Origin of the sequence: Acidovorax sp. WCS2018Noco2-16 (genome assembly GCF_031843945.1) — a bacterium.
In the GTDB taxonomy this organism is placed as follows: Bacteria; Pseudomonadota; Gammaproteobacteria; order Burkholderiales; family Burkholderiaceae_C; genus Paracidovorax.
Window position 1 is genome coordinate 19,075 of record NZ_JAVTJJ010000008.1, and the last position, 11,958, is coordinate 31,032.

At 67.0% G+C, this 11,958-nt stretch carries 13 protein-coding genes and 1 tRNA gene; 13 read left to right on the forward strand and 1 reads right to left on the reverse strand.

The annotated features are described in order from the left end of the window. The first annotated feature begins 16 nt into the window (after window positions 1-16). From RQI28_RS15065 to pth, 6 genes are all read left to right on the forward strand, one after another. Window positions 17-391: a lipoprotein insertase outer membrane protein LolB gene (locus RQI28_RS15065; RefSeq protein ID WP_311223482.1), complete on the forward strand. Its 375-nt coding sequence runs from the start codon at window positions 17-19 to the stop codon at window positions 389-391. A gap of 2 nt (window positions 392-393) precedes the next feature. Then, on the forward strand, window positions 394-1,257 hold the full coding sequence (gene ispE, locus RQI28_RS15070) for a 4-(cytidine 5'-diphospho)-2-C-methyl-D-erythritol kinase (RefSeq protein WP_311223610.1): 864 nt from the start codon (window positions 394-396) through the stop codon (window positions 1,255-1,257). Window positions 1,258-1,281: 24 nt separating this feature from the next. Then, a tRNA-Gln gene (locus tag RQI28_RS15075) sits at window positions 1,282-1,358 on the forward strand. A gap of 47 nt (window positions 1,359-1,405) precedes the next feature. Further along, window positions 1,406-2,380 carry a ribose-phosphate pyrophosphokinase gene (locus RQI28_RS15080; RefSeq protein ID WP_311223483.1) on the forward strand — a complete coding sequence of 325 codons (975 nt, stop codon included), beginning with the start codon at window positions 1,406-1,408 and terminating at the stop codon, window positions 2,378-2,380. 145 nt (window positions 2,381-2,525) lie between these two features. Continuing rightward, the gene (locus RQI28_RS15085; RefSeq protein ID WP_311223484.1) at window positions 2,526-3,158 is read left to right on the forward strand and encodes a 50S ribosomal protein L25/general stress protein Ctc; all 633 of its coding nucleotides are present in this window, start codon (window positions 2,526-2,528) and stop codon (window positions 3,156-3,158) included. Between the two features lie 121 nt (window positions 3,159-3,279). Next, window positions 3,280-3,918, forward strand: a complete 639-nt coding sequence (gene pth / locus RQI28_RS15090) for an aminoacyl-tRNA hydrolase (RefSeq protein WP_311223485.1) — start codon at window positions 3,280-3,282, stop codon at window positions 3,916-3,918. Between the two features lie 69 nt (window positions 3,919-3,987). Here pth and RQI28_RS15095 read toward each other — a convergent pair whose 3' ends face one another. Further along, window positions 3,988-4,245 (reverse strand): YfhL family 4Fe-4S dicluster ferredoxin, encoded by a 258-nt coding sequence (locus tag RQI28_RS15095; RefSeq protein WP_311223486.1) that lies wholly within the window; start codon window positions 4,243-4,245, stop codon window positions 3,988-3,990. Between the two features lie 173 nt (window positions 4,246-4,418). On the opposite strand from RQI28_RS15095, the gene RQI28_RS15100 reads away from it, so the two are divergent. The 7 genes from RQI28_RS15100 to RQI28_RS15130 all read left to right on the forward strand — a co-directional run bounded on the left by RQI28_RS15100 (window position 4,419) and on the right by RQI28_RS15130 (window position 11,874). Further along, a complete protein-coding gene (locus tag RQI28_RS15100; RefSeq protein ID WP_311223487.1) occupies window positions 4,419-5,381 on the forward strand; it encodes an ABC transporter permease in 963 nt (320 codons plus the stop codon). Further along, complete coding sequence (locus tag RQI28_RS15105) at window positions 5,378-6,199, forward strand: ABC transporter permease (protein WP_311223488.1); 822 nt, start codon at window positions 5,378-5,380, stop codon at window positions 6,197-6,199. The genes RQI28_RS15100 and RQI28_RS15105 overlap by 4 nt, the downstream gene beginning before the upstream one ends. Next, on the forward strand, window positions 6,196-7,236 hold the full coding sequence (locus RQI28_RS15110) for an ABC transporter ATP-binding protein (protein ID WP_311223489.1): 1,041 nt from the start codon (window positions 6,196-6,198) through the stop codon (window positions 7,234-7,236). Before RQI28_RS15105 ends, RQI28_RS15110 begins: the two co-directional genes overlap by 4 nt. Continuing rightward, window positions 7,223-8,170, forward strand: coding sequence for an ATP-binding cassette domain-containing protein (locus tag RQI28_RS15115; RefSeq protein ID WP_311223490.1), 948 nt, complete (start codon window positions 7,223-7,225; stop codon window positions 8,168-8,170). Before RQI28_RS15110 ends, RQI28_RS15115 begins: the two co-directional genes overlap by 14 nt. Before the next feature lie 55 nt (window positions 8,171-8,225). Continuing rightward, window positions 8,226-9,719, forward strand: coding sequence for an ABC transporter substrate-binding protein (locus tag RQI28_RS15120; protein ID WP_311223491.1), 1,494 nt, complete (start codon window positions 8,226-8,228; stop codon window positions 9,717-9,719). 4 nt (window positions 9,720-9,723) lie between these two features. Next, window positions 9,724-11,139 (forward strand): amidase, encoded by a 1,416-nt coding sequence (locus RQI28_RS15125; protein WP_311223492.1) that lies wholly within the window; start codon window positions 9,724-9,726, stop codon window positions 11,137-11,139. Between the two features lie 129 nt (window positions 11,140-11,268). After that, the gene (locus RQI28_RS15130) at window positions 11,269-11,874 is read left to right on the forward strand and encodes a hypothetical protein (protein WP_311223493.1); all 606 of its coding nucleotides are present in this window, start codon (window positions 11,269-11,271) and stop codon (window positions 11,872-11,874) included. Window positions 11,875-11,958: the final 84 nt, after the last annotated feature.

An 11,958-nucleotide genomic window follows, 5' to 3' on the forward strand; every position in this document is an offset into this window, starting at 1 on the left:
CGCCTGGAGCGGCCGGTTGTCCCTGCAAGTGGACGACCCGTCAGCGCAATCCTTCAGCGCCGGTTTTGAATTGACGGGGCGACCCGAAAAGGGCCAGCTCACCCTGCTCAACCCGCTGGGCAACGTGATGGCGACGATTGAATGGTCGCCCGGCCGGGCCGTACTGATGGACGGCAGCGAACGGCGGGAGTCCGACTCACTCGATGCACTCGTGCAGCAGATGACCGGCAGCGCCTTGCCCGTGTCTGCGCTGTTCAGCTGGCTGCGGGGCGATGCGGTGCAGGTGACTGGGTGGCAAGCCGACCTGGGCGCCATCCAACAAGGACGCCTGATGGCGCAGCGCCTGGCGCCGCCGCCCCAGGCCACGCTGCGTGTTGTGCTGAGCCGCTGATGATGCAGGCGCTGTACGACGTACCGGCCCCGGCCAAGCTCAATCTTTTTCTGCACATCACGGGGCGCCGTGACGACGGCTATCACTTGCTGCAGTCGGTATTCATGCTGATCGACTGGTGCGACACGCTGCACTTCGAATTGCGCGCAGATGGCCTCATCACGCGCGAAGACCTGTCGATGCCCCTGCCGGCTGATGACCTCACGCTGCGCGCGGCTCGCGCCCTGCAAACGGCCACCGGCTGCCCCCTGGGCGCACACATCGGCGTACTCAAAAGCGTGCCGGCGCAGGCCGGCATGGGTGGAGGATCCTCCGATGCCGCCACGGCGCTGCTGGCATTGAACCGGTTGTGGGGCCTGCATCTGCCGCGCGCTCAACTGGCTGCCATCGGCCTGCGGCTGGGCGCGGACATTCCGTTTTTTTTGCGCGGCCGGAACGCTTGGGTCGAAGGAATCGGTGACATAATTCGGCCTCTTGAATTGAAGCAAGAATTACCGCGAAGTCGCTTCGCAGTGATCAAGCCGGAAGCCGGGCTGGATACGGAATCGATTTTTTCGCATCCTTTTTTAAAGCGCGATTCGGCATGTGCTACAATCTCAGGCTTTGCTGCAGCACACTACCAGTTTGGTAAAAACGACCTGCAGCCGGTCGCTCAGGCACTTTGCCCCGAGATAGATCAAGCCCTTCAGTGGCTTGATTCGAAGGGTTTGAAGGCTCGGATGACTGGCTCTGGAAGTGCAGTGTTCGCACCAATGACACATGCGGTCGATTTGCGGGATGCGCCCAGCGCCTGGCAAGTCAAGGCATGTGAAAATCTCGCAGTTCACCCTCTGGAAGGTTGGGCCGCAGATGCAGGTTACGGTTAATTGCCCTCGGCAATCGACCAGTGTAGGGGAGTCGCCAAGTTGGTTAAGGCACCGGATTTTGATTCCGGCATGCGAAGGTTCGAATCCTTCTTCCCCTGCCAAATTCTTTTCGCACACAGGCTTTTTTCTTCAGACTGCTGGGTCGCTCATGCAAGCCAATCATCCCGATTTCATGGTTTTCACGGGCAATGCCAACCCCGGCATGGCAGTTGAAATTGCCCAGCACCTGGGCACCACGCTGGGCGCTGCCGATGTGGGTCGCTTCTCCGACGGTGAAGTCACCGTCGAAATTAAGCAAAACGTTCGTGCCCGCGATGTGTTCGTCGTGCAGTCCACCTGCGCGCCGACCAACGAGAACCTGATGGAACTGCTGATCATGGTCGATGCGCTCAAGCGCGCTTCGGCCGAACGCATCAGCGCTGTGATCCCCTACTTCGGTTATGCCCGCCAGGATCGCCGCCCCCGTTCTTCGCGCGTGCCAATCACCGCAAAGGTCGTTGCCAACATGCTGCAAGCCGTGGGCGTGGCCCGCGTGCTGACCATGGATCTGCATGCCGATCAGATCCAGGGCTTTTTCGACATTCCGGTCGACAACATCTACGCATCGCCCGTGCTGCTGGGCGACCTGCGCCAGAAGAACTACGAAGACCTGATCGTGGTGTCGCCCGACGTGGGTGGCGTGGTGCGTGCACGTGCGCTGGCCAAGCAATTGAACTGCGACCTGGCCATCATCGACAAGCGCCGCCCCAAGGCCAATGTGTCGGAAGTCATGCACGTGATCGGTGAAATCGAAGGCCGCAACTGCGTGATCATGGACGACATGATCGACACCGCCGGCACGCTGGTCAAAGCGGCTGAAGTGCTGAAGGAACGCGGCGCCAAGAAGGTGTACGCCTATTGCACGCACCCGATCTTTTCCGGCCCGGCCATCGAGCGCATCGCCCAGGGCAGCGCACTCGACGAAGTGGTCGTCACCAACACCATTCCCTTGAGCGATTCCGCTCGGGGATGCACCAAGATTCGCCAACTCTCCGTGGCACCGCTGATCGCCGAAACGATCCAGCGCATTGCCAAGGGTGAGTCGGTCATGAGTTTGTTCTCGGACCAGGAAAACCTTTTCTGAGCACCCGCCTTCGGGCGGAAACCGCAACGAGCCTCCTTCGGGAGGCTTGTGCGTTCGAGAACACAAGCAGGCCTGCCGCCCGTTGGCGCAGGTCTTTTTCAACAGGGCCCAGGCTGGTCGCGGCCGGCCCTATCAGGAGCTAACTATGAACTTCGTCGCTTTTGAGCGCGCCAAGCAAGGTACGGGTGCGAGCCGCCGTCTGCGCATTACGGGCAAGACGCCCGGCATCGTCTACGGCGGTGAGGCCGAGCCACAACTGATCGAGATCGATCACAACGCCCTGTGGCACGCCCTGAAGAAGGAAGCGTTCCACTCCAGCGTGCTGGACATGGAAATCGCCGGCGCCACCAGCAAGGTTCTGCTGCGTGACGTGCAATACCACCCCTACAAGCAACTCGTGCTGCACATCGACTTCCAGCGCGTGGATGCCAAGACCAAGCTGCACACCAAGGTGCCACTGCACTACACCGGTGCTGAAGAGTCCGACGCCGTCAAGGTGGATAAGTGCCTGGTGAACCCCGTCGTGAACGAACTCGACGTGTCGTGCATGCCTTCGAACCTGCCTGAATTCATCGCGGTCGACCTGACCACGCTGAAGAAGGGTGCTTCGCTGCACCTCAAGGACATCAAGCTGCCTCGCGGCGTGACCCCGGTGATCCGTGGCGGCAAGAACAACCCTGTTCTGGTCTCCGTGACGAACCCGGTGATCGAAGTGGAAGAGCCAGCCGCTGACGCAGCACCAGCCCCCGAAGCCAAGGGCAAGGGCAAGAAGAAGTAAGCACAAGCTGCCGGGACTTGCCTCCCGCACGCTTGCAGGCCGCCTTCGGGTGGCCCTGCCCCGAACGGCCCACCTCTGCGTGGGCCGTTTCCTTTGGTGCCACGCAGATAATCGCGCGATCATGATCAAACTGTTTGTGGGGCTGGGCAATCCCGGTCCGGAATACGAGGCCACCCGCCACAACGCGGGTTTCTGGTGGATCGACGCCCTGGCGCGCGAGCTCAAGACCACGCTGGTGCCCGAGCGCAGCTACTGGGGCCTGGCGGCGCGCGTCACCGTGCAGGGCCAGAGCGTGTGGCTGCTGGAGCCGCAAACCTTCATGAACGCGTCGGGCAAGTCGGTGGCGTCGCTGGCGCGCTTCTTCAAGATCCAGCCGGACGAGATCCTGGTGGCGCATGACGAACTCGACATCGCCCCCGGCCAGGCCAAGCTCAAGCGCGGCGGCAGCCATGCGGGGCACAACGGCCTGCGCGACATCCACGCGCAGCTGGGCTCGGCCGATTACTGGCGCCTGCGCATCGGCGTGGGCCACCCGGGCGTGAAAGCTGAAGTGATCAACTGGGTGCTCAAGAAGCCCTCGCCCGACCAGCGCACGCTGATCGAGGACAGCATCGTGCATTCGCTCAAGGCCCACACCGCCATGCTGGCGGGCGACATGGACAAGGCGACGCTGCTGGTGCACACCACCAAGCCGCCTCGACCGAAGCCCCCCAGGCCGGTGCCGGCGCCACCCCTACCCGAAGGCGATACCGCCCCTTAATGGTTTGCTATTGTTTTTATAGCTATCGGCGCTTATTGGATAAGCGCTAGAGCCATAAAACACTAAAATTCAGGCCGAGGCCGCTGCCTGCAGCCGCTGAAACTTCTGCCACAGCGTTTCGCGGCTTTCCGTGTGTTGCGGGTTGACCGGAATGCAGGCGACCGGGCAGATCTGCACGCACTGTGGCTCATCGAAATGGCCGACGCATTCCGTGCACTTGGACGGCTCGATTTCGTAGATTTCCTCGCCCATGTAGATGGCGTCGTTGGGGCACTCGGGCTCGCAGACGTCGCAGTTGATGCACTCGGCGGTGATCATCAACGCCATGGCGCACCTCCACGGGCAAGCGTTTGCGCAGAGTGGAGAGGGCAGCGGGCGAAAGGCATGCCGCGATTATCCGCCCGCACCGCATGTCCCTTGCCGCAACGCGACCAAGTGCATGGCCTGAGCCCCATCGTTTTGCCGCTATCCTGCCCCACCATGCCACACCAGACTCTTCCATGGGACCGTTCGTTCTGCGGCGCCTGCTGACGTTGGCCGCCACGCTGGCGGGCGCGTCCATCGTCGTGTTCCTGGTGCTGGAGATCCTGCCCGGCAACGCCGCACAAGTGCTGCTGGGCCCCGATGCTGCGCCGGATGCCGTGGCCGCCCTCGCCACCCAGCTGGGGCTGGACCAGCCCGCGCCGCAGCGCTATTGGCAGTGGGTTGTCGGGCTGCTCTCAGGCGACATGGGCACCAGCTACGCCTACGGCACGCCGGTGGCCGAGTTGGTGCTGCAACGCCTGGCGCTCACCGTGCCGCTGGCCGTCATGGCGATGGCGCTCACCACTGTGCTGGCCGTGGCCGCCGGCATCTACGCCGCGTCGCGCCACCGGCGATGGGGCGACGTGGGCGTGATGGGGCTGGCGCAGCTGGGCATCGCCATCCCCAATTTCTGGTTCGCCATCCTGCTGATCCTGCTGTTTTCCGTGAAGCTGCAGTGGTTCTCTGCCGGCGGCTTTCCGGGCTGGACGCAGGCCAGCGGCGGCGGCGTGCTGCCCGCGCTGCAAGCCTTGCTGCTGCCCGCCATCGCCCTGGCCGTGGTGCAGGCCGCCATCCTGGCGCGCATCACGCGCTCGGCCGTGCTCGACGTGCTGCGCGAAGACTTCGTGCGCACCGCCCGCGCCAAGGGCCTCACGCAGCGCGCGGCGCTGTGGGGGCATGTGCTGCGCAACGCGATGATTCCGGTGGTCACGGTGATGGGGCTGCAGTTCGCCAACCTGCTGGCGGGCACCATCGTGGTGGAAAACGTGTTCTATCTACCGGGGCTGGGCCGGCTCATCTTCCAGTCGATTGCCAACCGCGACCTGATCGTGGTGCGCAACTGCGTGATGCTGCTGGCGGCGATGGTGTTGGTGGTGAACGCGGTGGTGGACATGCTCTATGCCGCCATCGACCCGCGTGTGAAGGCGGGCGCACCATGAAGGCGCTGCGCCATCCCAGCTTCGCACTGGGCGCCGCGCTGACCGCGTTGCTGATCGCAGCGGCCCTGCTGTCGCTGGCCTGGACGCCCGCATCGCCTTACGACATGGATCTGGCCGCCAAGCTGCAGCCGCCCGGCGCGGGCCACTGGCTGGGCACCGATGCGTTCGGGCGTGACGTCGCCTCGCTGCTGCTGGTGGGTGCGCGCTCGTCGCTGCTGGTGGGCGCGGTGGCGGTGGGCATCGGTGCGGGCATCGGTATTGCGCTGGGCCTGCTGGCGGCCGCGCTGCGCGGCTGGGTCGAAGAGCTCGTGATGCGGCTGGCCGACTTCACCTTCGCCTTTCCGGCATTGCTGCTGGCGATCATGCTGGCAGCGGTGTTCGGCGCGGGCATGGTCAATGCCATCGTGGCGATCGGCGTGTTCTACATACCGACCTTCGCGCGGGTCACGCGGGCGTCGGCCAACGCGGTGTGGTCGCGCGACTTCATACTGGCGGCGCGGGCCTGCGGCAAGGGCCGCTGGCGCATCACGCTCGAACATGTGCTGCCCAATATTTTGCCGGTGCTGATCGTGCAGGCGACCACGCATTTCGCGCTGGCGATCCTGGCCGAGGCGGCGCTGTCGTACCTGGGCCTGGGCACGCAGCCGCCGCAGCCCTCGTGGGGCCGCATGCTCAGCGAGGCGCAGACGCTGATGTTCCAGGCGCCGCTGCTGGCCGTCTGGCCGGGCGTGGCGATCGCCCTGGCCGTGCTGGGCCTGAACCTGCTGGGCGACGGGCTGCGCGATGTGCTCGACCCCCGGCTGGCGAGGCAGCGATGACCGCTTTTACCGATACCCCCCTGCTGCAGGTCAGCGACCTCACCGTGCGCCTGCCCACTCCCAGCGGCATGGCCACGGCCGTGCGGCAGGCCTCCTTCACGCTCAAGCGCGGCGAGACGCTGGGCATCGTCGGCGAATCGGGCAGCGGCAAGTCGCTGACTGCGTTGGCGCTGATGGGCCTGCTGCCCGAAGGCGCCACCACAACCGGCAGCGTGCGTTTTGCCGGCCAGGAACTGATGGGTGCGCCCGACGCGCAGCTGTGCCAGCTGCGCGGCAACCGCATCGGCATGGTGTTCCAGGAGCCCATGACCGCGCTGAACCCGGTGCACACCATCGGCCGCCAAGTGGCAGAGCCGCTGCGCCTGCATCGGGGCTTGAGCGCCCGCGCAGCGCGCGCCGAGGCCATTGGCCTGCTGGAGCGCGTGGGCATCGCCCAAGCGGCGCAGCGCATTGACGCCTACCCGCACCAGTTTTCGGGCGGGCAGCGCCAGCGCATCACCATCGCCATGGCGCTGGCCTGCGGACCCGATTTGCTGATTGCCGACGAGCCCACCACGGCGCTGGACGTCACGCTGCAGCAGCAGATCCTCGACCTCATCGCCGACCTGGTGGCCGAGCGCGGCATGGCGCTGATTTTGATCTCGCACGACCTGGGCGTGATCTCGCAGAACGTGGACCGGCTGCTGGTGATGTACGGCGGCAGCATCGTCGAGAGCGGCAGCACCGCGGCCGTGTTCGACCACCGCGCCCATCCGTACACGCGGGGCCTGTTCGCCGCGCGGCCCCAGCTGCTGCCCACCGCCGGGCGCCGCGCGCGGCTGCCAACCATCGCCGGCACCGTGCCCGCCCTGGCCGACCTGCCGCCCGGTTGCCCCTTTGCCGGGCGTTGCGCGTTCACCATCGCCGACTGCCACGCCGGCCTGCCTGCGGCGCTGCGTGTGAGCGCGGGCAGCGCTGAAGGCGTTGACCACCGGGCGCGCTGCATTCGGCTGGGTGACGTGGCGGCATCACAGGAAGGCGCGCATGAAGCCGCATGATGATGCTATTAATTCAATAGCTACTAGCGCTTATCCATCAAGCGCTAAAGGCCAATTTGACTCTGAATCCGCAGATATTCCCCTGCTGCGCGTGACAGACTTGGCGCGCCACTACGCCCTGCCGCGCGAGCGCCTGCTCGGCCCGCGGTCCCAAGTTGCAGCGCTGGCGGGCGTCAGCTTCACGGTCGAGGCCGGCCGCAGCTTGGGCGTGGTGGGCGAATCGGGCTCGGGCAAGTCCACGCTGGCGCGGCTGGTGATGGCGCTGGACGTGCCCAGCGCCGGCACCGTCGAGTGGCAGGGCCGCGACCTGCACCGTCTGCCAGCGGCCGAGCTGCGCGCTGCGCGGGCCGGTTTTCAGATGGTGTTCCAGGATCCGTACGGCTCACTTGACCCGCGCCAGACGGTGGCGCGCATCGTCGCCGAGCCGCTGGATGCCCTGCCCCCGCCCGGCCGCAGCACGCCCATGCCGCGCGCCGAGCAGCGCGAACGCGTGCTGCAGGCGCTGGCCGAAGTGGGCCTGCGCAGCGACGACGCGGCCAAATACCCGCATGAATTTTCAGGCGGCCAGCGCCAGCGCATCGCCATTGCCCGCGCACTGGTCACCCGGCCGCGCCTGATCGTGGCCGACGAGCCGGTCAGCGCGCTCGACGTGTCGGTGCAGGCCCAGGTGCTGAACCTGCTGCAGGACCTGCGCGAGCAGCACGGCATTGCCTACCTGCTCATCAGCCACGACCTGGCGGTGGTCAACCATGTGTGCGACGAGGTGGTGGTGCTGCACCAGGGCCGCATCGTGGAGCGCGGCGCGCCGGCCGAGCTGTTTTCGCAGCCGCGTCACCCCTACACGCAGGCGCTGGTGGCCGCCGTGCCCCGCATCGCGCCGGGGGCCTCGCGAGCCCGGCGCACAAGTGCAGCACCTGGTCAGCACGGCGTGTAGTACAAAACGGGCTCGGCCCCGAAACCCACCACACCCACAAAAAAGAGACATGCCCATGCCCGACCGCCGCTCCGTCCTTGCCACCGGCCTTTTCGCGTCTGCCGCGCTCTGCGCACCGATCGGCTCCGCGCTGGCCCAGAGCGGCAAGGACACTGTGACGCTGGCGATGACGCTCGAGCCGCCAGGGTTGGACCCGACCGCCGGCGCGGCCTCGTCGATCGCCGAGATCGCGCTCTACAACATCTTCGAGCCGCTCACCAAGATCAACGCAGACGGCAGCGTCTCGCCCCTGCTGGCCGAAAGCTGGGAGGTATCGCCCGACCTGAAGACCTACACCTTCCGGCTGCGCAAGGGCGTGAAGTTCCACAACGGCGAGCCATTCAACGCAGCGGCCGTAAAGTTCGCATTCGACCGCGCGGGCAGCGACAAGAGCACCAACAAGGACAAGCGCACTTTCGCCAACCTGAGCACGCAGGTGGTGGACGATCACACCGTGGTCGTCATCAACCAGGACATCGAGCCCGATTTGCTCTTTTTGCTGGGCCAGGCCACGGCCGCCATCGTGGAACCCAAGAGCGCCGCCACCAACGCCACACGGCCCGTGGGAACGGGGCCGTACCAGTTGGGCACCTGGAACCGGGGCGCGTCGATCACCCTGACCGCTTGGCCGAGCCACCGCGCAGCAGCCGGTTTGAAGATCCGCCGCGCCACCTTTCGCTTCATCTCCGACCCGGCCGCGCAGGTGGCCGCGCTGCTGGCGGGCGATGTGGACGCGTTCCCGCGCGTCACGCCGCGCAGCGTGGCGCAGTTCAAGGCCAACCCGCGCTTTCAGGTGGTGGTGAGCGGGTCGCGCGCCAAGACGGTGCTGGCCATCAACAACGCGAAGAAGCCGCTGCAGGACGTGCGCGTGCGCCGCGCCATCGCGGCGGCCATCGACCGCAAGGCAGTGATTGAAGGCGCGGGCGACGGCCTGGGCGTGCCCATCGGCAGCCATTACGTGCCGGGCGCCTTCGGCTACATCGACACCACCGGCATCAACCCATACGACCCCGACAAGGCGCGCCGTCTGCTGGCCGAAGCCGGCGTGAAGACGCCGCTGCAGCTCACCCTGACGCTGCCGCCCACGCCCTACGCCCGCCAGGGTGGTGAGGTGATTGCGGCGCAACTGGCCCAAGTGGGCATCGTGGCCAAGCTGCAGAACGTGGAATGGGCGCAATGGCTCAGCGGCACCTACGGCAGCAAGAACTACGACCTGACGCTCATCTCGCATGTCGAGCCGTTCGATCTAGGCAACTTTGCCAAGCCTGATTACTACTGGGGTTACCAGTCGGTCAAGTTCAACGCGCTCTACGAGCAGATCAAGAACGCATCGCGCCCGGCCGACCGCGCCCGCCTGCTGGCAGACGCCCAGCGCCTGCTGGCCGAAGACAGCGTGCACGCCTTTCTGTACCAGCCGCAGTGGGTGACGGTGGCGCAGAAGAACCTGCGTGGGCTGTGGCGGGACATGCCCATCTTCGTGAACGATCTCTCGTCCCTGTCGTGGGCTTGACGGCATGAACGACACCGCAGCGCCGCTGCACGACTGGCCCGCCCACGCCCTGCTGGCCGCCTACCGCCAGCGCACGCTCTCGCCCGTCGAGGTCACGCAGGCCGTGCTGGCCCACATCGACCGCTGGGAGCCGCACCTGCACGCCACCTACCTGCTGCGGCCCGAGGCGGCACTGGCGCAGGCCCGCGCCAGCGAGGCGCGCTGGCTGCGCGGCGTGCCGCAGGGCCTGCTGGACGGCGTGCCCGCCACGCTCAAGGACAACATCGCCACGCAGGGCGACCCCCTGCCGCTGGGCACGGCCGCCACCTTGCTGACGCCCGCTGCGGACGATGCCCCGCCCGCCGCACGCATGCGCGAAGCCGGCGCGGTGCTGGTCGCCAAGACCACCATGCCCGACTACGGCATGTTGTCGTCCGGCCTGTCGTCGTTCCACCCGCTGGCGCGCAACCCGTGGGATCTGTCGCGCGGGCCGGGCGGCTCCAGCGCGGGCGCTGCGGCTGCGGCGGCGGCGGGCTACGGGCCGCTGCATGTGGGCACGGACATCGGCGGCTCGCTGCGGCTGCCGGCCGGCTGGTGCGGCATCTTCAGCCTCAAGCCCAGCCTGGGCCGCGTGCCCATCGAACCGCCCACCACCGGCCGCGCCGCCGGCCCCATGACCCGCTGCGTGCGCGACGCCGCGCTGATGATGCAGGTGCTGTCGCAGCCCGACGCGCGCGACAGCATGGCGCTGCCGCCGCAGCCCATCGCCTGGGACACCTTCGATGCCGGTCTAAAACGCGTGCGCGGGCTGCGCCTGGGCCTGCTGCTGGATGCCGGCTGCGGCCTGCCGGTGGAGCCCGAAGTGCGCGCCGCCATCGAACAGGCCGCGCGCCTCTTCGAGCGGGCCGGTGCCACCATCGTGCCCATGCGCCCGTTTCTCACGCCGGCCATGCTGGCGGGCATGGACCACTTCTGGCGCATGCGGTCCCTGGCCGACCTGCAGGCGCTGCCGCCCGAGCGCCGCGCGCGTGTGCTGCCCTACATTCAGGCCTGGGCCGACAGCGCCGCCGGCATGACCGGGCCGGAGGTGTTCGACGCGGGCCAGCAGTTTCACGCCACGCGCGTGGCCACGGTGCGCGCCTGCAGCGCGGTCGACTATGTGCTGTCGCCGGTGGCGCCCATGCCGGCCTTCGCGGCCGAAGCGCCCTCGCCCACCGGCGACCCGCTGCGTCCGCTGGAGCACATCGCCTTCACCGTGCCCTACAACATGTCGGAGCAACCCGCCGCGTCGGTGCCCTGCGCGCACACGGCGGCCGGGCTGCCCATCGGGCTGCAGATCGCCGGGCCGCGCTTTGACGACCTGGGCGTGCTGCGGCTGGCGCGGGCCTTCGAGCAGTTGCGCCCCGCCCTGCCCGCCTGGCCGTCGCCACCCGCGCGCTGAGCCACGGCAGGCGCAGCGGGCACAATCGCCCATCCTGGCCACGCCGACCATGGCCTGCACCGCAGCGCCGCTGGCATCCCCTCTTCTGCCTCCTGCCTCTTCTTTTTTCCGCCTCAAGCCCCTCTCGCAATGGACCTTCTTCTCCTCACGCTGCTGCTGTCTGGCGGCGGCTACGTCATCAATGCCCAGCAACAACGCAAGCGCATCGTTTTACTGGGCACGCACCTGGGCCAATACCAGATCGAGAAACTGCTGGAAACCCTGACCCAGGGCTACCTGCGCGCACTGGGCGAGAAAGACGCCGAGCGGCGCGAGCAGATCTGGGCCCTGCTGGTCAGCAGCGAAGCGCAGCTGAGCGAGCAGTTCAACCGCTTCGCCGCCGACTTCTCGCGGGTCGACGCGCCATCGGCACGCGTGAGCCGCCTGCCCATCGGCCTGCCCTTTGCGCTGCAGCTCTTTCCTTCGGCGTCGTTCGACATGCGCAAGGCGCTGGCCGTGCACGCCCAGGGCATCGCGCGCGTGGCCCGCAACGAAGCTGGCCGCTCGCCGCGCGACAAGGCTTTCATGATGACGGCCGAGCTGTTCCTGATGCAGCACACCTGCCACTGGTTCTGCAAGTCGCGCACCGTGGCGTCGGCCCGGGTGATGGCGCGCCACCAGACTCCGCACCCGCAGCTGGTGGCGTCCGTGTCGCCAGAAACACGGGCCGCCTACACGGCGTTGGTCGGCGCCTGATCTGCTGACTGCACAAGGCCGCATTTTGCGGGCATGCGCCGTATGATGATCTACCTGATTTATAAAGAAACCGGCTGCAGCGCC